Below are 21077 nucleotides of genomic sequence, written 5' to 3'. Positions count from 1 at the left end.
AAAACGGCTCCTTAAAGGAGCCGTTAATTTATCAAAAGCGAAAAGTTATTTCTTTTTCGCTTTCGGGTTCGGCAGGTCCGTGATGCTGCCTTCGAATATTTCCGCTGCCAGGCCAACAGACTCATGCAGCGTTGGGTGCGCGTGAATGGTCAGCGCGATATCTTCGGCATCACAGCCCATTTCAATCGCCAGACCAATCTCACCCAGCAGCTCGCCGCCGTTGGTACCGACAATCGCGCCACCGATGACACGGTGCGTTTCTTTGTCGAAGATCAGCTTGGTCATACCGTCTGCACAATCAGAAGCGATCGCACGGCCTGAAGCTGCCCACGGGAAGGTAGACACTTCGTAGCTGATGCCTTTCTCTTTGGCTTCTTTCTCGGTCAGACCAACCCAGGCAACTTCTGGCTCGGTATAAGCAATAGATGGGATCACTTTCGGGTCGAAGTAGTGCTTCAGACCGGAGATCACTTCCGCCGCTACGTGGCCTTCGTGCACACCTTTGTGCGCCAGCATTGGCTGACCCACGATGTCACCGATGGCATAGATGTGCGGTACGTTGGTGCGCATCTGCTTGTCGACGCGGATGAAGCCGCGATCGTCCACTTCCACGCCTGCTTTACCAGCATCCAGACCTTTACCATTCGGTACACGGCCAATCGCCACCAGCACCGCGTCGTAACGCTGTGCGTCAGCTGGCGCTTTTTTGCCTTCCATTGATACGTAAATACCGTCGTCTTTCGCTTCAACCGCGGTGACTTTAGTTTCCAGCATCAGGTTGAATTTCTTGCTGATACGCTTGGTGAAGACTTTCACCACGTCTTTATCGGCAGCCGGGATCACCTGGTCGAACATCTCAACCACGTCGATCTCTGAACCCAGCGCTTTGTAAACGGTGGCCATTTCCAGACCGATGATGCCGCCGCCCATAACCAGCAGACGCTTCGGCACTTCTTTCAGTTCCAGCGCATCGGTAGAGTCCCACACGCGCGGATCGTTGTGCGGAATAAATGGCAGTTCGATTGGACGAGAACCGGCCGCGATGATCGCGTTATCGAAGTTAATGGTGGTTGCGCCACCTTCACCCTCTACCACCAGCGTGTTAGCACCGGTGAATTTGCCGAGGCCAGTAACCACCTTCACTTTACGACCTTTCGCCATACCCGCGAGGCCGCCAGTGAGTTGGTTAATCACCTTCTCTTTCCAGCTACGAATTTTGTCGATGTCAGTTTGCGGCTGGCCAAACACGATACCGTGCTCTTCCAGGGCTTTTGCTTCGTCGATCACTTTGGCGACGTGCAGCAGCGCTTTTGACGGGATACAGCCTACGTTCAGACAAACACCGCCGAGGGTGCTGTAACGCTCAACGATTACGGTTTCCAGACCTAAATCAGCGCAACGGAAGGCTGCAGAGTAACCTGCAGGACCTGCCCCAAGTACCACGACTTGAGTTTTAATCTCTGTACTCATCATGACCTCTTGTTTGATTACCGGCAGTCAGGAGAAAGCTTTTCCCAAGCTCTAATGCCCTATATCCGCCGGGACATTTCACCGCGAGAGTTTACAGAATTGTTAACAAACTGCCAACCGCGGCAACATTGAATGCTTACAACAAGGCCGGCTTACGCCGGCCTTGATTAACTTCACATCACCAGACGGCGAATGTCGGACAGTGTGTTGTTGATGATAGTGATAAAGCGCGCACCATCAGCACCGTCGATCACGCGGTGGTCGAAGGAGAGTGAGATAGGCATCATCAGACGCGGCTCAAACTCTTTACCGTTCCACACCGGCTCCATCGCTGACTTGGAAACACCGAGGATAGCCACTTCCGGCGCGTTGACGATCGGCGCGAAGTGCGTGGTGCCCAAGCCGCCAAGGCTGGAGATGGTGAAGCAACCGCCCTGCATGTCGCCCGCGGTCAGCTTGCCATCACGTGCTTTCTTAGAAATCGCCATCAGCTCGCGCGACAGTTCAGTGATGCCTTTTTTGTTCACATCTTTGAACACCGGAACCACCAGACCGTTTGGCGTATCTACCGCCACACCGATGTTGATGTATTTCTTCAGTGTCAGTTTCTGTGCATCTTCAGACAGTGAACTGTTGAAGCGTGGCATCTGCTCAAGAGCAGCGGCAACGGCTTTCATGATGAACACCACTGGTGTGAATTTCACATCCAGTTTACGTTTCTCCGCTTCAGCATTCTGCTGTTTGCGGAAGGCTTCCAGATCGGTGATGTCGGTTTTGTCGAAGTGCGTAACGTGCGGGATAACCACCCAGTTACGGCTCAGGTTGGCACCCGAGATTTTCTGGATACGACCCAGTTCCACTTCTTCGATTTCGCCAAACTTGCTGAAGTCCACTTTCGGCCAAGGCAGCAGACCAGGCAGGCTTCCGCCGCTGGCTGCAGCAGCCGGAGCCGCTTCAGCGCGTTTCACCGCGTCTTTAACGTAAGTCTGCACGTCTTCTTTCAGGATGCGACCTTTGCGGCCGGTGCCTTTGACTTTCGCCAGGTTGACACCGAACTCGCGCGCCAGGCGACGAATCACCGGCGTAGCGTGCACGTAAGCATCGTTCTCAGCGAACTCGCCTTTAGCATCCGCTTTCGCAGGGGCAGGCGCGGCGGCAGGTTTAGCGGCTTCGGCTGCCGGAGCGGCTTCCTGCTTAGCTGCTGGCGCCGCAGCCGGTGCCGCGCCTTCCACTTCGAACACCATGATGAGTTTACCGGTGATGACTTTATCGCCAGTCGACACTTTCAACTCTTTCACGGTACCGGCGAACGGTGCAGGCACTTCCATTGACGCTTTGTCGCCTTCAACCACGATCAATGATTGTTCAGCAGTTACTTTGTCGCCGACTTTCACCAGAATCTCGGTGACTTCAACTTCATCGCCACCAATGTCCGGCACGTTGACGTCTTTCGCGCCAGAGGCCGCAGGGGCTGCTGCTGGAGCCGCTTCCTGTTTGGCTGCTGGAGCCGCAGCAGGCGCTGCGCCTTCTGCTTCGAATACCATGATCAGTGAGCCGGTATTCACTTTATCGCCGGTGGCGATTTTGATCTCTTTCACCACACCCGCGAACGGTGCAGGGACTTCCATTGAGGCTTTGTCGCCTTCAACGGTGATCAGTGACTGCTCAGCGGCAACGGTGTCGCCCACTTTGACCAGAATCTCGGTAACTTCAACTTCGTCGCCGCCGATGTCCGGTACGTTGACCTCTTTGCTGACCGCAGCAGCGGCAGCAGCTGGAGCAGGAGCGGCTTCCGCTTTCTTCTCTTCTGCTGGCGCTGGCGCCGCTTCTGCGGCACCTTCTGCGTCAAAGATCATGATGAGTTTGCCGGTTTCCACTTTGTCACCGGTTGAGATTTTGATCTCTTTCACCACGCCGGCCTGCGGCGAAGGCACTTCCATTGAGGCTTTATCACCTTCTACGGTGATCAGCGACTGTTCAGCTTCAACCTTGTCGCCCACCTTCACCAGAATTTCGGTGACTTCAACTTCGTCTGCCCCGATATCCGGCACGTTAATTTCAATAGCCATTACTCTCTTACCTCTTAAGCCAGACGCGGGTTAACTTTATCGGCGTCGATGTTGAACTTGGTGATTGCTTCTGCCACCACTTTCTTATCGATTTCGCCGCGTTTAGCCAGCTCACCCAGCGCAGCCACAACCACATACGATGCATCCACTTCGAAGTGGTGACGCAGGTTTTCGCGGCTGTCTGAACGACCGAAGCCGTCAGTACCCAGCACGCGATAATCGCTGGAAGGTACGTAGCTGCGAACCTGTTCTGCGAACAGCTTCATGTAGTCAGTTGATGCGACAGCCGGCGCCTCGTTCATCACCTGCGCGATGTACGGTACACGTGGCTCTTCGGTTGGGTGCAGCATGTTCCAGCGCTCGCAATCCTGGCCATCACGCGCCAGCTCGGTGAACGAGGTCACGCTGTAGACGTCAGAACCGATGCCGTAATCTTTCGCCAGGATCTGCGCGGCTTCACGCACGTGACGCAGGATTGAACCTGAACCCAGCAGCTGCACTTTGCCTTTGCTACCGTCTACGGTTTCCAGCTTGTAGATACCCTTACGGATACCCTCTTCCGCACCCTGCGGCATCGCCGGCATGTGGTAGTTTTCGTTCAGCGTGGTGATGTAGTAGTAGATGTTCTCCTGCGCTTCGCCGTACATACGCACCAGGCCATCTTGCATGATGACCGCCACTTCGTACGCGTAAGACGGATCGTAAGAGATACAGTTCGGGATGGTCAGCGACTGAATGTGGCTGTGACCATCTTCGTGCTGCAGGCCTTCGCCGTTCAGTGTAGTACGACCGGAGGTGCCGCCGACGAGGAAGCCGCGCGCCTGCTGATCGCCCGCCAACCACATCAGATCGCCGATGCGCTGGAAGCCGAACATCGAGTAATAGATGTAGAACGGAATCATCGGCAGGTTGTTGGTGCTGTAAGAGGTCGCCGCTGCCAGCCAGGATGAACCTGCGCCCAGCTCGTTGATCCCTTCCTGCAGAATCTGGCCTTTCTCGTCTTCTTTATAGTAAGCAACCTGCTCGCGGTCCTGCGGGGTGTACTGCTGACCGTTCGGGCTGTAGATACCAATCTGACGGAACAGACCTTCCATACCGAAGGTACGAGCTTCATCCGCGAGGATCGGAACCAGGCGATCTTTGATCGACTTGTTCTTCAGCATCACGTTCAAGGCACGCACGAAGGCGATGGTGGTGGAGATCTCTTTATTCTGCTCTTCCAGCAACGGACGGAACTCTTCCAGCGTTGGCATTTCCAGCTTCTCGCTGAATTGCGCCTGACGCGTTGGCAGGTAGCCGCCCAACTTCTCACGTTGACCGTGCAGATAGTTGTACTCTTCAGAACCTTTTTCGAAGGTCACGTACGGCAGCTCTTCGATTTTCTCATCAGCAACCGGCACGTTGAAGCGATCGCGGATGTAGCGAACGCCATCCATGTTCATCTTCTTAACCTGGTGCGCGATGTTTTTGCCTTCGGCAGTATCACCCATACCATAGCCTTTAATGGTATGTGCCAGAATCAGCGTTGGCTGACCTTTGGTCTCCTGCGCTTTTTTCAGTGCTGCGTAGACTTTCTTCGGATCGTGACCGCCGCGGTTCAGGGCGAAGATCTCTTCGTCTGACCAATCTTTCACCAGTGCTGCGGTTTCCGGATATTTACCGAAGAAGTGCTCGCGCACGTAGGCGCCGTCACGGGATTTGAAGGTCTGATAATCGCCGTCAACGGTTTCGTTCATCAGTTGAATCAGCTTGCCGCTGGTGTCCTGACGCAGCAGTTCATCCCAACGACCGCCCCAGATCACTTTGATCACGTTCCAGCCAGCACCGGCGAAGATGCCTTCCAGCTCGTTGATGATCTTACCGTTACCGGTGACCGGGCCATCCAGACGCTGCAGGTTACAGTTGATGATGAACACCAGGTTATCCAGCTTTTCACGGGTGGCGATGGTGATCGCACCCTTGGATTCTGGCTCATCCATCTCGCCATCACCAAGGAAGGCGTAAACGGTTTGTGCTGAAGTGTCCTTCAGACCGCGGTGTTCCAGATACTTCAGGAATTTCGCCTGATAGATCGCCGACAGCGGGCCAAGGCCCATAGAAACGGTCGGGAACTGCCAGAAGTCTGGCATCAGTTTCGGGTGCGGATAAGAAGAGAGGCCGTTGCCATGCACTTCCTGACGGAAGTTGTTCATCTGCTCTTCGGTCAGACGACCTTCAAGGAAGGCACGTGCATAGATGCCCGGAGAGATATGGCCCTGGAAGTAAACCAGATCGCCGCCGTCTTTGTCGCTACGCGCGCGGAAGAAGTGGTTGAAGCACACTTCATAAATGGTCGCGGAAGACTGGAAGGAGGACATATGGCCACCCAACTCCAGATCTTTCTTCGACGCACGCAGCACCGACATGATGGCGTTCCAACGAATTGCGGAACGGATACGACGTTCAAGAGAGGTGTTGCCCGGATAGTCCGGCTCATCTTCAACAGCAATAGAGTTAATGTAGTTGCTGATTGCAGAGGAACCTGCGGCAACTTTCACGCCACCTTTGCGTGCTGCACTCATTACCTGATCAATCAGATACTGCGCGCGCTCAACACCTTCTTCACGGATGACCGATTCGATCGCTTGTAGCCAATCACGAGTTTCGATCGGATCCACGTCATTCTGTAAACGTTCTGACATGGGGTGTATTCCTTATCTGTGTCTAATACGTTGAAATTATCAGGAGCCTGTCTGCTTGTGCTTTGCTTCTGGTTCACAGCACAAGAAGACAGGCCCGTCGTGTTTTCCGCACGTTCGTTGCCGTGCGTTATTCCTTACGTTGCTGTAAACGACGCAGGGAGCGTTCACGACGACTCTGCTCCCGACTTCTATCCAGCAAGATTTCCTCAATGAACGCCAGGTGACGATGAGAGGCCTCGCGTGCTTGTTCTGGCTCACGAGCCACAATCGCCTCGAAAATACTGGCGCGGTGACCGCTCACTTTCGCCAGCATTTCCCGGCGAGCGTAGAGCAATTCAAAATTCTGACGGACGTTTTGTTCCAGCATAGGGCCCATGGAACGCAGCAAATGCAGAAGCACCACATTATGAGCGGCTTCTGTGACAGCGATCTGATACTTCATCACTGCATCGGCTTCAGCATCGAGATCGCCGCTGTCCTGTGCCTGCTGAATGTGAACATGGCAGTCGCGGATGCGCTGCAGATCTTCATCGGTGCCCCGCAGCGCCGCATAATAGGCAGCAACGCCTTCCAGCGCATGGCGGGTTTCCAGCAGGTCAAACTGAGATTCTGGATGTTCGGCAAGCAGCCCGACCAGCGGGTCGCTTAGGCTTTGCCAGAGATTTTTTTGGACGAAGGTGCCACCGCCCTGACGACGCATCAGCAGGCCTTTAGCTTCCAGGCTCTGAATCGCTTCGCGCAAGGATGGACGTGAGACATCAAACTGTTTCGCCAGTTCACGCTCGGGGAGCAGTTTTTCTCCCGGCTGGAGCGTCCCTTCCATAATCAGGGATTCCAGTTGCTGCTCAATTGCATCAGAGAGCTTGGGTTGGCGAATTTTACTGTAAGCCATCTTCCCTTCTTATCAGCCAAACGTCCGGAGTAAATTGGTAATACCAATTGAAAAATGGTGCCGGTAAAGTAACAAAGTATTCACCTTGTGTCTATATGGGCGCGGTCACACTTCAGGGGAAGATCGTAGCAGTGATGCGCTAATTCACCGGGATTAAGTGAGAAATTACTGGGCGACAGCAAATGTTAATGAATTGCACTTTTACCTAACCTTACACTGAGTTAGCGCCGCCAAAACCGTGCAACCATAAGTGAAAGCTATTCGTGTTCACGATTTTTTCGTGGCAGAAATATTGCGACCGGCGCGCAGTGAATGCTGCTGCTTTTTCAGTCATCTCTCAGCACAAAAAGCAAAAGCAGGTGCAAAGCGGCGCGCTTATCACTATTCTGAACGCCGTGGTAGCTCATGCATGCACACAGCATGCCAGATACCGTAAAGAAAAGAGTACATTAGGGTAAACGACCTTACAGTGCGCGCACTGCAGGTGCACAATAACAACATCACGAGGTTTGTATGGAACAACAGCATGGCGACACGCTGCACCGCGGCTTAAAGAATCGCCATATTCAGCTGATTGCGCTGGGCGGAGCCGTAGGTACTGGCCTGTTTCTGGGTAGCGCATCAGTGATTAAATCGGCGGGTCCCGCCGTGATTCTCGGTTATGCGATCGCCGGTTTTATTGCCTTTCTGATTATGCGCCAACTGGGCGAAATGGTGGTTGAAGAGCCGGTTGCCGGTAGCTTCAGCCACTTCGCCTACAAATACTGGGGCAACTTCGCCGGTTTCGCCTCGGGCTGGAACTACTGGGTGCTGTATGTATTGGTCGCCATGGCTGAATTGACCGCCGTCGGCAAATACGTGCAGTTCTGGTGGCCAGACTTCCCCACCTGGGCTACTGCCGCCATCTTCTTTGTACTGATCAACGCTATCAACCTGACCAACGTTAAAGTGTTTGGTGAGATGGAGTTCTGGTTCGCAATCATCAAAGTCGTCGCGGTTATCGGCATGATCCTGTTCGGCGGCTGGCTGCTGTTTAGCGGCAACGGCGGCCCGCAGGCTAGCGTGAGCAACCTTTGGGATCAGGGCGGTTTCTTGCCGCACGGCATGACCGGGCTCGTGATGATGATGGCAATCATTATGTTCTCGTTTGGTGGTCTGGAGCTGGTGGGCATTACCGCCGCAGAAGCCGACAATCCAGAAGAGAGCATCCCGAAAGCCACCAACCAGGTGCTGTGGCGTATCCTGATTTTCTATATCGGCTCACTGGCTGTATTGTTGTCGCTGCTGCCGTGGACGCGCGTAACAGCCGATACCAGCCCGTTCGTGTTGATTTTCCATGAACTGGGCGATGCTTTTGTCGCCAACGCGCTGAACGTGGTGATCCTGACGGCTGCACTGTCGGTCTACAACAGCTGCGTTTACTGTAATAGCCGCATGCTGTTCGGCCTTGCGCAACAAGGCAACGCGCCAAAAGCGCTGCTGAAAGTCGATAGCCGCGGCGTGCCAGTCGCCACCATTCTGGTCTCTGCCGTTGCGACCTTGCTGTGCGTCCTGATTAACTACCTGATGCCAGGTGAAGCCTTTGGTCTGCTGATGGCGCTGGTGGTTTCCGCTCTGGTTATCAACTGGGCGATGATCAGCCTGGCGCATCTGAAATTCCGTAAGAAGAAAGACCAGCAAGGCGTGACCACCCGCTTCAGAGCGGTGCTCTATCCGCTGGGTAACTGGATCTGTCTGGTGTTCCTGGCCGGCGTGCTGGTCATTATGCTGATGACGCCGGGCATGGCGATCTCGGTATGGCTGATTCCGGTCTGGCTGGTGATTCTGGGTATCGGCTACACCATTAAGAACAAACTACAGAAAGCCTAATGTTGTTCCCTGCCCGGCACGCTGTTGCCGGGCAGTTCCTCTGATCTGGCTCACACTTTTTCCCGCCCGCGCGTTTTGTCCATCTACCCGACCATTTGCTCCCCAGCAGATTACTGATTTTGCACAGATAATTTCTGCTCATCTAGTCGCTGGAGACGATCAATGAAAGGAGCAGCCCTCTCGTTCCGGGAGAAACTGGGATATGGCATGGGCGATGCCGGATGCAACATGATTGGTGGCGCCATCATGCTGTTCCTCAATTATTTCTACACTGATGTGTTTGGCTTAGCCCCGGCGCTGGTCGGCACGCTGTTGCTCTCGGTGCGCGTGCTGGATGCGGTGACCGATCCGATCATGGGCGCCATTGCCGACCGAACTCAGAGCCGCTGGGGCCGTTTCCGCCCTTGGCTGCTGTGGGTTTCCGTGCCCTACGTGCTGTTCAGCGTCTTGATGTTTACCACGCCGGACTGGAGCTACGACAACAAAGTTATCTGGGCATTTGTCACCTACTTCCTGATGTCGCTGACCTATACCGCCATCAACATCCCTTACTGCTCGCTGGGTGGCGTGATTACCAACGATCCCGGAGAACGCGTGTCGTGCCAGTCGTATCGCTTTGTGATGGTGGGCGTTGCCACGCTCATTCTTTCGCTTTCGCTACTGCCGATGGCCGAGTGGTTTGGTGGCGACAATAAAGCACGCGGCTATCAGCTGGCGATGAGCGTGTTGGCGCTGATTGGTCTGGCCATGTTCCTGTTCTGTTTTGCTACGGTGCGCGAACGCATTCGACCTGCGGCGCCAAGCAATGATGATTTGAAACAGGACCTGCGCGACGTATGGAAGAACGATCAGTGGGTGCGCATTCTGCTGCTGACGTTCTGTAACGTCTGTCCTGGTTTTATCCGCATGGCGGCCACCATGTATTACGTCACCTGGGTGATGGGCCAATCAACTCACTTCGCCACGCTGTTCATCAGCCTTGGCGTCATCGGCATGATGTTTGGCAGCACGCTGGCGAAAGTTCTTACCGACCGCTGGTGCAAGCTCAAAGTCTTTTTCTGGACTAACATCGCGCTGGCGCTGTTCTCCTGCGGCTTTTACTGGATCGATCCACACGCCACCGTCGCGGTGGTGATCGCCTATTTCCTGCTAAATATCCTGCACCAAATTCCCTCGCCGCTGCACTGGTCGCTGATGGCCGACGTGGATGATTACGGTGAATGGAAAACCGGCAAACGCATCACCGGTATGAGCTTCTCCGGCAATCTGTTCTTCCTGAAAGTTGGGCTGGCGGTTGCCGGTGCGATGGTAGGTTTCCTGCTGTCGATATATGGCTACGATGCCGGTGCCAAACAACAGGCACCCAGCGCCACTAACGGCATCATGCTGCTGTTTACCGTGATTCCTGGCGTCGGCTATCTGATTACCGCTGGCGTGGTGCGCTTGATGAAAGTGGATCGCAAAATGATGCGCACCATTCAGGCCGATCTGGCACTACGCCGTGCCCATTCACATCACGTATCCCCTATCGCGTCCTCAGCGACTACGCAACCCGGAGAGATCAAATGAGCTGGCCCAATCCTTTTATTACCCAACGCGCCGATCCCTTTATTCTGCGTCACGCGGATGGCTACTATTTTATCGCCTCGGTGCCGGAATATGACCGACTAGAGATTCGCTATGCGTCTACGCTGGCTGGCCTGATTGATGCGCAAGCCGTTACCGTATGGCACAAACCCGATACCGGCCCGTTTAGCGCATTGATTTGGGCACCAGAACTGCACCACATAAATGGGCAATGGGTGATCTATTTTGCCGCCGCGCCGACGCGCGAAATTAAAGATGGGCTTTTCCAGCACCGCATGTATGCGCTGGTGTGCAATGATGCCGATCCGCTCAGCGGCAACTGGCAACCTTGCCGTCGCGTCCACACGCCCATTGACTCCTTCTCGCTGGATGCCACTTACTTCTCGCATCAGGGCAAACACTGGTATCTTTGGGCGCAGAAAGACCCGGCTATTCCCGGTAACTCCAACCTTTATCTCGCCGAGCTACTCAATCCCTGGACATTGAAAAGCGCCCCGCTGATGCTGAGCCGACCTGAGTATGAATGGGAATGCGCAGGGTTTAGCGTGAATGAAGGGCCGGCAGTGATTCAGCACGGTGAACGATTGTTTGTCACCTACTCCGCCAGCGCCACCGATGAAAATTACTGCCTTGGCATCTTAAGCATTGATGTGTCAGCCGATCCGCTTAACATCAGCGCCTGGCATAAATCGGCGCGTCCGGTATTTGCCACCAGTTGGGATAATCAACAATACGGGCCAGGGCATAACAGCTTTACGGTGGATGAGGCGGGGCGGGATGTGCTGGTGTATCACGCACGTAACTATACGGAAATTGAGGGCGATCCGCTGTGGGATCCGAATCGCCATACGCGATTAAAGTACGTTGACTGGCGCGAAGACGGCACACCAGATTTCGGCGTGCCGCCGGCCGATCACACCAGCGTGCCGTAGATGGTCAATAGCGCCACCACCACCACCAGCACCAGAGAAATACGTTTCGCGAGCGCCACTGCAACACGTGGCGTTTCGACTTTATCCATGTGGGGATCGCGTGCCAGCGAGAACTGCGCCAGGCTGGTCAGCACCTGATACTGCGGGCGATGCAGATCGCCAAGCGCGGCAAACCACGCCGGCAGCGCACGCTCGCCGTGCCCGAGTAGCGCGTAAGCCACACCGGCAAGGCGCACAGGAATCCAGTCCAGCAAGTGCAGCAGGCGATCAACGCCAGATTGCGAACGCTCCAGCGGCGAATGGTGTTTCGCCAGCCAACTCTGCCAGGCGCGCAGAAATGCATAACCCACTAACAGCACCGGACCGTAAGGACCGCCAACCACAAACCAGAACAGCGGCGCAAGATAGTAGCGGAAGTTAATCCATATCAGCGCATTCTGCAGTTCACGCAGGAACTCGCGTTCGCTGCACTCAACAGGCACACCGTGAATCAGTGTCAGCTCGGCGGCCATCGCCTGATGGGCTGCTTCATCGTCATGGCTCGCGGCTTTAAGGTAGTTGTGATAGTGCAGCCGTACCGAACCGGCGCCAATGCATAGCAAACCCACCACAATCCAGAACAGCAGTTGCGCTACGCCAAACAGAATACCTTTCAGGCTCCACACCACCAGCCAGACGATCAGCATCGCCATGACGGTCATCAACAGCGTGCGCAGCAGGGAAAAGCGCTGACGTCTCCGGAACAGCGGCTCAAGCCGATGATCCAGTTGCCAATGTTCACCCAGCTTAAAAAGGCGTTCCCAACCTAAGACTAATAACAAGCTAAACAACGTCATACCTGCTCCTGCTGTTTCAGGAATTCTCCTGCCTGATAGACTCTTTATATCGCGGCCAGTCAAACGAGAGCCCCGGATCCGTTTTACGTTCCGGCGCTATATCGCTGTGGCCGGTAATGCGCGACGGCGTCAATGGATAGTGCTGCAATAACAACGCCGTCACCTGTTGCAAAGTGGCATATTGCGCATCGGTATACGGCAGCGTATCGGTGCCCTCCAGCTCAATGCCCATCGAAAAATCATTGCAGCTTTCACGCCCTTCAAACTGTGATACCCCAGCGTGCCAGGCGCGCTGATCGAAAGAGACGTATTGCACCAACTCACCATCGCGGCGAATCAAACAGTGTGCCGCCACGCGTAGGTGGGCGATCTCGGCAAAATAGGGATGCGCATCCGCAGGCAACGTGCCGGTAAACAGCCGATCGATCCACGGCCCGCCAAACTCACCGGGCGGTAAGCTAATGTTATGAATCACTAACAGCGAGGGAACTTCATCATTCGGACGCTGATTAAAGTGGGGTGACGGTACTTTGCGCGCGCTGGTGATCCAGCCCTCTTCCAGTTTCATGCCGTTAAATCCTCAGCAAAATCAGGCTGAGAATAACATGTTTCAGAGTGCAGACTTGCGACTTAATGCGCCAGCAACACGGAGTTAAGGATACTAAACATTTCACCTGCAGCAACTGGCAATGGCCGATAAATCAGGCTAAGGTGAGCGCACAAAATCTCGTCTTGTGGAGTGGTAAACCATGGCAACGCGTCGTTACGATCCCGATCATCGCCGTCAGGAATTGATTAAGCGTATTGAGCAAGATATCCCTGAAGCCGTTGCCCGCGCGCTTCAGGAGGACCTGGGCGGCGAAGTGGATGCCGATCGCGATATCACCGCGTTACTGCTGCCAGCCGAGAAGCAGGCTGTGGCCCAGGTAATCACGCGTGAAGTCGGTGTTTTTTGTGGTAAACGCTGGGTGGAAGAGGTGTTTACCCAGTTGGGCAATAAAGTGAGCATCAACTGGCATGTTGAAGATGGACAAAAGCTGGTTGCCGATCAACTGCTATTTGAGCTCAGTGGCCCGGCGCGCCTGCTTTTAACCGCAGAACGCACTGCGCTTAACTTCGTACAAACGTTGTCTGGAGTGGCTACTGAAGTCAGCCGCTATGTGGCCCTGCTGCAAGGTAGCAACACGCAACTGCTCGACACGCGTAAAACCCTACCCGGCCTGCGTACCGCGCTGAAATATGCGGTGCTGTGCGGTGGCGGTAACAATCATCGCTTAGGTTTGTCGGATGCTTTTCTGATTAAAGAAAACCACATTATTGCCAGCGGCTCGGTGCGCAACGCGGTAGAAAAAGCGCTGTGGCTATCGCCCGATGTGCCGGTTGAGGTCGAAGTCGAATCACTGACGGAACTGCAGGATGCCATTGATGCTGACGCGGACATCATCATGCTGGATAACTTCAGCCTTGAAATGATGCATGAAGCGGTGGCGCTAACCAATAAACGTGCGCTGCTGGAAGTCTCTGGCAACGTTACCGAAACCACGTTGCCACACATTGCCCAGACCGGCGTCGACTACGTTTCCGTTGGTGCGTTAACCAAACATGTGCGCGCGCTGGATTTATCGATGCGCTTCCGCGACCTTTAATTCAGCGTCTCCGTCGCCCTTCGTGGCGGCGGTTTTGCGGTATGCCTTCCAAATTTCTGCTAGCTCATCTGTAATCCTGACGATTCTCTGCGCGATGCTTTCCAGACTCGCGCATGCCTGGCTTCCGCTTTTACTCGCCCTTTTCTACCGTAGCGGCTCCACAACAAGGAGCATCATTATGGAAAGACAACGCGGTTTTACCCTCATCGAATTGATGATTGTGATTGGCATCGTCGCCATTCTCAGCGCCATCGGTTTACCGGCCTACCAAAATTATCTGCAACGCGCGGCGCTAACCGACATGCTGCAAACCATGGTGCCGTATAAAACGGCAGTGGAACTCTGTTCGATTGAACGTGGCGGTCCAGCGCAGTGTCAGGCGGGACAGCGCGGCATTCCTGCGGCGAGAGGTTCGCGCTATGTGGCAACGCTGAGCGTGGTCAACGGTACGATCAATCTGACCGGACAAGAGAGCCTTAGCGGATTAGCGGTCGAAATGCTGCCAATTTGGAACGCAACGGATGGCACCATGAGCTGGCAGCGTAGTTGTACCAGTGATAACAGTAGCCTGCGCGATAGCTGTCTTGAGCAGTTCCGCTTTGATGACAAGGATGCCAATTAATGGACAATCCAAATGCCGCGTTACAAGCCTTGTGCGCACGTTATCAGGCGGTAATTTTGCAACATGACGCCACGCAGCTGCGCGTGGCGGTAGCAGAGACGCCCGACCCGCTGCTACTGGAAGCATTACAGTTCGCCAGCCAGTGCAAGGTCGACGTCGAATGCTGGCCTGCGGCACGACTCGAACAATTGCTGCACGAACCCGAAGTCGCTACCGCGCCACGTGAACACGCCAGCGCCGAATCTGCGATTAACGCGGTGGATCAAATCTTGCGCCAGGCAATCCAGCGTCGCGCATCGGATGTCCACTTCGAACCGCAACGTCATGGGCTGCGCGTGCGTCTGCGCATTGATGGCGTTCTTCATAAACTGCCTCAATCCTCTGAAGTTCAGCCTGCTGCGCTACTGGCACGCTTAAAAATCCTCGGCGGATTAGATATTGCCGAACGACGTTTACCGCAAGACGGGCAGTTTACACTGGAGATAGACGACAAACTGGCAGCATTTCGCCTTTCTACATTACCCATCAGCCAGGGTGAAAAAGCCGTGGTGCGTTTGCTACAAAGTGAGAATAGCGCCATCACGCTCGATAAGCTGGGGATGCCCGCAGCACAGCTGCGCCTGTTGAAAAATGCGCTGGCAAAGCCTCAGGGTTTGATTCTGGTCACCGGCCCCACCGGAAGCGGAAAAACCTTCACGCTCTACAGCGGCTTAAGCGCGCTAAACGTGCCGGAAAAGAACGTGTGTAGCGTGGAAGACCCGGTGGAAATTCCGCTCGATGGCATTAATCAAACGCAGATCCAGCCGCGCAGCGGGCTTGATTTTAATCGTGTGCTGCGTGCACTGCTGCGCCAGGATCCTGATGTCATTATGGTGGGTGAAATTCGTGATGCCGAGACAGCAAGCATTGCCGTTAAGGCGGCACAAACCGGCCATCTGGTCCTCTCCACTTTGCATACTAACTCAACCGCTGAAACGTTGACGCGTCTGCGCCAGATGGACATTCCGGGCTATCTGCTGGGACCTGCTCTGCAACTGGTGGTCGCGCAACGCCTGGTCAGGCGCCTGTGCGTGCATTGCCGTCAGCCAGGGCAAGCTATCGCCCATCTGCCAGCCGACCTCTGGCCTAGCACCCTACAAACCTGGCGAGCGCCCGGTTGCGATCACTGCTTCTCTGGTTATTATGGCCGTCTGGCGCTGTTTGAGATTCTGCCGATAACCAGCAAATTGCAAAATGCTATCTCGGCAGATATGCCGCTAGAGCATTTGCTGGCCATAGCCAATGAGCAAGGATTGAAAACATTGCTGGCTGCGGGGCTGGAAGCGGTGAGTCGCGGCGATACCTCTTTTGAGGAGATGCAGCGCGTGGTGGGACTTGGCGATGGCTAATCTCTATCATTTTCGCTGGCATGCGCTTGATACCATGGGCGTATTGCAGGAAGGTGAGTCGATCAACATCAGCCAGGAAGCCCTACTCAATCAACTTTCCGATCGAGGCATGCTGCCGGTGAGTTGGCAGCGTGGTAAATGCTGGCGCTCACGCGATTGGAAGTGGCAGCAGAAGATCGATCTGGTTAGGCAATTAGCGACGCTACTTAAAGCCGGTTTGCCGCTGGCCGAAAGCCTGATACTGCTGGCGGAAGGTCATCCGCATGCCGGTTGGCGGGTATTACTGAAAGGATTGCAGCGCCGCGTCATTGCCGGTGAACCCTTTTCACAGGCGCTGCAGGAGTGGCCGCAAATCTTTCCACCGCTGTTTCCCGCGCTGATGCAGGTTGGCGAGTTAACGGGCCAACTCGACGAATGCTGTCGCCAGCTGGCGCAGCAGCAAAGCAAGCAGCAATATTTACGGCAAAAAGTTGTGAAGGCGCTGCGTTATCCCTTGTTTATCTTGCTGGTGGCGCTCGCGGTCAGTGCCGGCATGCTGCTGTTCGTGTTGCCGGAATTTGTCTCCGTGTATGCCAGTTTTGATGCTCCGTTGCCCGCTTTTACCGCTGCGGTGATGTCTCTGTCAGAACTTTTGCAGAAAGCCGCACTACCGCTGTCGCTGGTATGCGCCGCGGTGCTGGCAACTGCGCAGCAAACTTATCGACGCTCAGTGCCCTGGCAAAAGCGTACACAGCAATGGCTGTTACGCATGCCGTTGCTATCACCGCTGTGGCGCGGTGGGCAGCTCAGCCAGATTTACGCCATCCTGCAACTTACTCAGCAATCTGGTTTAACGCTGTTACAGAGCCTGCAGGCGGTAGAGGTTACGCTAGTATCGCGTCTGTGGCGTGATGCCATTGTTCAATTGCAACAGCATATCGCCGCGGGTGCACCGCTGCATCAGGCGTTACAACAGCATCTGCTGTTTACACCGCTTTGTGCCCAGTTGGTCAGAGTTGGCGAAGAGGCAGGTGCGCTCGATGTGATGCTGGCGCGTCTGGCGGAGTGGCATGAGGCCCAAACGCTGGCGCGGGCTGATGCTCTGGCTGCGTCGCTGGAACCGATGATGATGGTGGTGATTGGCGGGATTGTTGGGACGTTAGTGATAGCGATGTATCTGCCGGTATTTGGCCTGGGTGATGCGATTCGTTAACGGGCACGCGCTGTGCGCGCCCGTTATCTTCGATCAGCGAGTAAACACGCGGTTTTCCTGTTCTGCTACGCGGATAAAGGTGGTGCGCTTAGTCAGCTCTTTCAAACGCTCCGCGCCCACGTAGGTGCAGGCTGAACGCAAGCCACCGAGGATATCTTTCACCGTATCTTCAACGGGACCACGCAATGGCAAGCGTACGGTTTTACCTTCAGCCGCACGGTACTGCGCCACGCCGCCTACGTGACGCTTCATCGCCGATTCGGAGCTCATGCCATAGAACAACATAAACTTCTCACCCTGATCTTCAACGATGGTGCCCTCGCACTCGTCATGCGCCGCAAGCATGCCACCTAGCATGGTGAAATCTGCACCACCACCGAAAGCTTTGGCAATATCGCCCGGAACCGAACAGCCGCCATCACTGACGATTTGTCCACCCAGACCGTGTGCCGCATCAGCACACTCAATAACCGCAGAGAGCTGAGGATAGCCCACGCCGGTCTTCACTCGCGTGGTACACACCGAGCCAGGGCCAATCCCTACTTTGACGATATCAGCGCCCGACAAAATTAGCTCTTCCACCATTTCACCGGTGACGACATTGCCCGCACAGATGGTTTTACCTGGGAAGCTTTCACGCACCCGCAGCAAGAACTGAACAAAGTGCTCGGAGTAGCCGTTAGCCACGTCGATACAGATGAAATTGAGTTGCGGTGATAACGCCAGAATCGCGGATAACTTAGTGAAGTCTGATTCAGATGTGCCTGAGGAAACCATCACATAACTCAGCACCGTCGCCGGGACGCGCTGCACAAATGCCTGCCAGTCTTCTACGCTATAGTGCTTATGCACCGCGGTCAGTAGGTTAAAACTGGCCAACGCCTCAGCCATAGTGAACGTGCCGACGGTATCCATATTAGCGGCAATAATGGGTATGCCGCTCCAGTTCAAGCCTGAGTGTTTAAAAGTGAAGGTGCGTTCCAGTTCAACCTCGGAACGGCTTTTCAAGGTGGAGCGTTTTGGGCGGATTAAAACATCTTTAAAGCCCAGTTTTAAATCTTCTTCAATGCGCATAGCTGATTGTCCTGGTTAGTGAAGACGAACCGCGGTTCGGGTAGCGCTCACGGCTCCAGTGTCGTTATCATACGCGCCATTCCTTGCGCGACAAGACTGCGAATTTCACTTTATTTAGGCTACAATCCCTTAAATTTAGCTGAGAAAAATGATTGTGATCATGCTCTCATCTTGCTGTGGTTAATCACCGCTCACGATATAAATTTTGCGAGAACGCTATGCCTTATACCGTTGCGCTCACCGGTGGCATTGGCAGTGGTAAAACCACTATTGCTAATGCTTTCGCAGCGCTAGGCGTTGATATTATTGACGCTGACGCCATTGCCAGAGAAGTCGTTGAACCCGGCACGCCCGCCTTAAAGGCGATTGCTCAACGACATGGAGAATCCATTCTGACGGCTGAAGGCACACTCTATCGTGCGCGACTTCGTGAAATTATTTTCCAGCAACCGCAAGAAAAAAACTGGCTCAATCAGTTGCTCCATCCACTCATTAACGCCCGCACACAACAATTAAAGTTACTGGCCACTTCACCTTATGTGCTTTGGGTGGTGCCGCTGTTAGTCGAAAATGGATTACAGCAGCAGGCCGATCGTGTGCTGGTGGTAGATGTGGATACCGCAACGCAATTGCAACGCACTCAACAGCGCGATGGCATTTCACTGAGTCAGGCGAAAAGTATTCTTGCCGCGCAGGCCAGTCGTGAGCAGCGATTAGCCTGTGCGGATGACATCATTGATAACAGCGGTACGCCTGAACAGGTGCTACCGCGCGTTGCTGCTCTTCACCAGCACTATCTAAGTCTGGCAGCAACCGGAAAGGATTAACATCATGAGTACAGTTGTTCTATTCGAACACCCTTTGAACGAGAAGATGCGTACCTGGTTGCGCGTTGAGTATCTTATTGATCAGCTGCATGAAACTGTGCCAGTAAGTGGTTCGGTCTCGGCTCTCGGCGTTTTTCGCATACTTAGCGATCTCCTGGATATTTTTGAGCGCGGAGATATGCGCACCGAATTGCTAAAAGAGCTGGAGCGGCAGCAGCAGAAGTTACGCGCCTGGCTGGATGTGCCTGGCGTTGACGAACTGCGCGTTAGCAATCTGCGCCAGCAATTGAAACAATACTCTAGCGAATTGATGGCTGCGCCGCGGATGGGCCAACAGCTACGTGAAGATCGCCTGATTGCGCTGGTACGTCAGCGCCTGAGTATTCCCGGCGGCTGCTGTAGTTTTGATTTACCAAGTCTGCACATCTGGCTGCATCAGGACCAATCGGTGCGTGATGTGCAGGTCAATAGCTGGTTAGAATCGCTGAATCCGCTGCGTAATAGTTTGACGATGATTCTCGATTTAGTGCGTCAGTCCGGCGTATTCCGTCATCAAACTAGCCTCAATGGTTTTTATCAGGACAATGCCGAAGGATCCGATTTGCTGCGCCTGCAGTTAATGCTGGAAGATGCGCTGTATCCGCAAGTCTCGGGTCACAAAAGTCGCTATGCCATTCGTTTTCTGCCGTTAGACAGCGAACGGGGTGAGGTGCCAGCCCGACTGAATTTTGAATTAGCTTGTTGTTAGAGGAAGTTATGCCGGAAGAGATTATTACCGTACCTTGTCCCAATTGTCGTAGAGATGTGATCTGGGATGAGTTGAGCCCGTGGCGGCCATTCTGCAGCAAACGTTGCCAGCTGATTGATTTAGGGGAATGGGCAGCAGAAGAAAAACGCATTCCCAGCAACGGTGACCTGACAGACAGCGATGACTGGAGCGAAGAGCAGCAGTAACAAAAAAGTAAGGGGCCAGCAGCCCCTTAACTTAAAACTCGCCGGCCACCAGACGACCTATCAGCTCATGGTTTGCCGGAGGAAATTCATCCGCAACCAAATCCTGCTGTCCAACCCAGCGTTGTGGCTGTCCTTCACGGCCATAAGGCGCACCGTTCCAGCCTTCCACCAGGAAGAAATGCAGCGTAACGCGCAGGTCTTCATAGCTATGATCGGCCAGTCCAATTGCCTTAGCTGAAGTAACGTCTATCCCGGTTTCTTCCATCAACTCACGTTTCAGCGCCTGCTCGGCGGTTTCGTCTTGTTCAATCTTCCCGCCTGGAAACTCCCATTTATAAGCCATATAGGAGCTTGCCGCCCGCTGGGCTAGAAAAATTTGACGATCTGTATTGCGAATGATGCCCACCGCAACCTGCAGGTGTTTCATAAGCTGGATTCCGCTTTTAATAAATGAGCGCTGAGTGTAAATCAGACGTTGCGTGATGTTAACCACTGAGATGGATGTGACGCCATGTGCCGCACAAAAGCCATTGATTAAGACATGTCGTAATGATCGCAACCGGGGATGTTGGGAATACTCGCAGCCACTTTCTTCTGCCAAACCCGATTACCTATGGAATTCAAAGAAACAACGTTTCTGGAACAAAACACGCCGGAACAATTACATACTCTACGCCATCTGGTATTTCACGACCTTCTCACCTTAGACAGTGCTCAGAACACCCTAACCTGGTGGCCTGAACATAAAATCATGCCACTTAACGAAGCGCAAAAACGCTTCTTCTCCTGCCTGTTGCTGCGGATTACCTCAAAACGTCAGATCATTGCGACAGTGTGGAATGAGAGCTATCCAGGTATCAGCGACAATAATTATCATCAATTGCTGTTTCAAAGCCGGGCATTATTCAAACGATTTGGCTTGCCGGATGGTTTGTTGGTCACGCTGCCTTATCACGGCGTACGACTCAACGAAGAGAAGCTAATGGCAATTACGCGCTAAGGCTTAAGCAAAAAAAGGAGCCCGAAGGCTCCTTTTTT

19 protein-coding genes are annotated in these 21077 nt (G+C 54.1%); 11 read left to right on the top strand and 8 right to left on the bottom strand.

What is annotated here, in order from left to right; all coding sequences use genetic code 11:
- Positions 1 to 45: 45 nt before the first annotated feature.
- The 4 genes from lpdA to pdhR form a co-directional block, all read right to left on the bottom strand.
- Complete coding sequence (gene lpdA / locus WH298_RS13295; RefSeq protein ID WP_007888688.1) at positions 46 to 1470, bottom strand: dihydrolipoyl dehydrogenase; 1425 nt, start codon at positions 1468 to 1470, stop codon at positions 46 to 48.
- Positions 1471 to 1643: 173 nt separating this feature from the next.
- Positions 1644 to 3539 carry a pyruvate dehydrogenase complex dihydrolipoyllysine-residue acetyltransferase gene (aceF, locus tag WH298_RS13290; RefSeq protein WP_180823064.1) on the bottom strand — a complete coding sequence of 632 codons (1896 nt, stop codon included), beginning with the start codon at positions 3537 to 3539 and terminating at the stop codon, positions 1644 to 1646.
- Positions 3540 to 3553: 14 nt separating this feature from the next.
- Positions 3554 to 6220: a pyruvate dehydrogenase (acetyl-transferring), homodimeric type gene (gene aceE, locus WH298_RS13285; protein WP_007888685.1), complete on the bottom strand. Its 2667-nt coding sequence runs from the start codon at positions 6218 to 6220 to the stop codon at positions 3554 to 3556.
- A gap of 127 nt (positions 6221 to 6347) precedes the next feature.
- Positions 6348 to 7112, bottom strand: a complete 765-nt coding sequence (gene pdhR, locus WH298_RS13280; protein WP_007888684.1) for a pyruvate dehydrogenase complex transcriptional repressor PdhR — start codon at positions 7110 to 7112, stop codon at positions 6348 to 6350.
- A 513-nt stretch (positions 7113 to 7625) separates the two neighbouring features.
- On the opposite strand from pdhR, the gene aroP reads away from it, so the two are divergent.
- From aroP to WH298_RS13265, 3 genes are all read left to right on the top strand, one after another.
- On the top strand, positions 7626 to 8981 hold the full coding sequence (aroP, locus tag WH298_RS13275; RefSeq protein WP_007888683.1) for an aromatic amino acid transporter AroP: 1356 nt from the start codon (positions 7626 to 7628) through the stop codon (positions 8979 to 8981).
- Positions 8982 to 9143: 162 nt separating this feature from the next.
- Entirely contained in the window at positions 9144 to 10550 is a 1407-nt protein-coding gene (locus tag WH298_RS13270; protein ID WP_180823063.1) for a glycoside-pentoside-hexuronide (GPH):cation symporter, read from the top strand.
- Positions 10547 to 11500: a glycoside hydrolase family 43 protein gene (locus WH298_RS13265; protein WP_049851460.1), complete on the top strand. Its 954-nt coding sequence runs from the start codon at positions 10547 to 10549 to the stop codon at positions 11498 to 11500. Before WH298_RS13270 ends, WH298_RS13265 begins: the two co-directional genes overlap by 4 nt.
- Here WH298_RS13265 and ampE read toward each other — a convergent pair.
- A complete protein-coding gene (gene ampE, locus WH298_RS13260; protein WP_007888676.1) occupies positions 11482 to 12336 on the bottom strand; it encodes a beta-lactamase regulator AmpE in 855 nt (284 codons plus the stop codon). The genes WH298_RS13265 and ampE overlap by 19 nt on opposite strands.
- Before the next feature lie 16 nt (positions 12337 to 12352).
- Positions 12353 to 12904, bottom strand: a complete 552-nt coding sequence (gene ampD / locus WH298_RS13255; protein WP_007888669.1) for a 1,6-anhydro-N-acetylmuramyl-L-alanine amidase AmpD — start codon at positions 12902 to 12904, stop codon at positions 12353 to 12355.
- 181 nt (positions 12905 to 13085) lie between these two features.
- Between ampD and nadC the strand changes: the two genes are divergently transcribed.
- The 4 genes from nadC (at position 13086) to hofC (ending at position 17184) form a co-directional block, all read left to right on the top strand.
- Positions 13086 to 13982: a carboxylating nicotinate-nucleotide diphosphorylase gene (gene nadC, locus WH298_RS13250; protein WP_180823062.1), complete on the top strand. Its 897-nt coding sequence runs from the start codon at positions 13086 to 13088 to the stop codon at positions 13980 to 13982.
- A gap of 178 nt (positions 13983 to 14160) precedes the next feature.
- Positions 14161 to 14604: a prepilin peptidase-dependent pilin gene (gene ppdD / locus WH298_RS13245; RefSeq protein ID WP_180823061.1), complete on the top strand. Its 444-nt coding sequence runs from the start codon at positions 14161 to 14163 to the stop codon at positions 14602 to 14604.
- Complete coding sequence (gene gspE / locus WH298_RS13240) at positions 14604 to 15992, top strand: type II secretion system protein GspE (RefSeq protein WP_180823060.1); 1389 nt, start codon at positions 14604 to 14606, stop codon at positions 15990 to 15992. Before ppdD ends, gspE begins: the two co-directional genes overlap by 1 nt.
- Complete coding sequence (hofC, locus tag WH298_RS13235; protein ID WP_180823059.1) at positions 15985 to 17184, top strand: protein transport protein HofC; 1200 nt, start codon at positions 15985 to 15987, stop codon at positions 17182 to 17184. The genes gspE and hofC overlap by 8 nt, the downstream gene beginning before the upstream one ends.
- Before the next feature lie 33 nt (positions 17185 to 17217).
- Here hofC and WH298_RS13230 read toward each other — a convergent pair whose 3' ends face one another.
- Positions 17218 to 18258 (bottom strand): GMP reductase, encoded by a 1041-nt coding sequence (locus tag WH298_RS13230; RefSeq protein WP_007888654.1) that lies wholly within the window; start codon positions 18256 to 18258, stop codon positions 17218 to 17220.
- A gap of 218 nt (positions 18259 to 18476) precedes the next feature.
- On the opposite strand from WH298_RS13230, the gene coaE reads away from it, so the two are divergent.
- The 3 genes from coaE to yacG are packed head-to-tail and all read left to right on the top strand — an operon-like array spanning position 18477 to position 20039.
- The gene (gene coaE / locus WH298_RS13225; RefSeq protein WP_049851453.1) at positions 18477 to 19085 is read left to right on the top strand and encodes a dephospho-CoA kinase; all 609 of its coding nucleotides are present in this window, start codon (positions 18477 to 18479) and stop codon (positions 19083 to 19085) included.
- Between the two features lie 4 nt (positions 19086 to 19089).
- Positions 19090 to 19833: a cell division protein ZapD gene (gene zapD, locus WH298_RS13220; RefSeq protein ID WP_007888650.1), complete on the top strand. Its 744-nt coding sequence runs from the start codon at positions 19090 to 19092 to the stop codon at positions 19831 to 19833.
- A gap of 8 nt (positions 19834 to 19841) precedes the next feature.
- Complete coding sequence (yacG, locus tag WH298_RS13215; RefSeq protein WP_007888648.1) at positions 19842 to 20039, top strand: DNA gyrase inhibitor YacG; 198 nt, start codon at positions 19842 to 19844, stop codon at positions 20037 to 20039.
- Positions 20040 to 20070: 31 nt separating this feature from the next.
- Here yacG and mutT read toward each other — a convergent pair whose 3' ends face one another.
- A complete protein-coding gene (mutT, locus tag WH298_RS13210) occupies positions 20071 to 20466 on the bottom strand; it encodes an 8-oxo-dGTP diphosphatase MutT (protein ID WP_180823058.1) in 396 nt (131 codons plus the stop codon).
- Positions 20467 to 20604: 138 nt separating this feature from the next.
- Between mutT and WH298_RS13205 the strand changes: the two genes are divergently transcribed.
- Positions 20605 to 21039, top strand: coding sequence for a winged helix-turn-helix domain-containing protein (locus WH298_RS13205; protein WP_238344432.1), 435 nt, complete (start codon positions 20605 to 20607; stop codon positions 21037 to 21039).
- Positions 21040 to 21077: the final 38 nt, after the last annotated feature.

Origin of the sequence: Pantoea nemavictus (genome assembly GCF_037479095.1) — a bacterium.
Taxonomy (GTDB): domain Bacteria; phylum Pseudomonadota; class Gammaproteobacteria; order Enterobacterales; family Enterobacteriaceae; genus Pantoea; species Pantoea nemavictus.
This window is presented reverse-complemented; position numbering and strand designations above follow the sequence as displayed.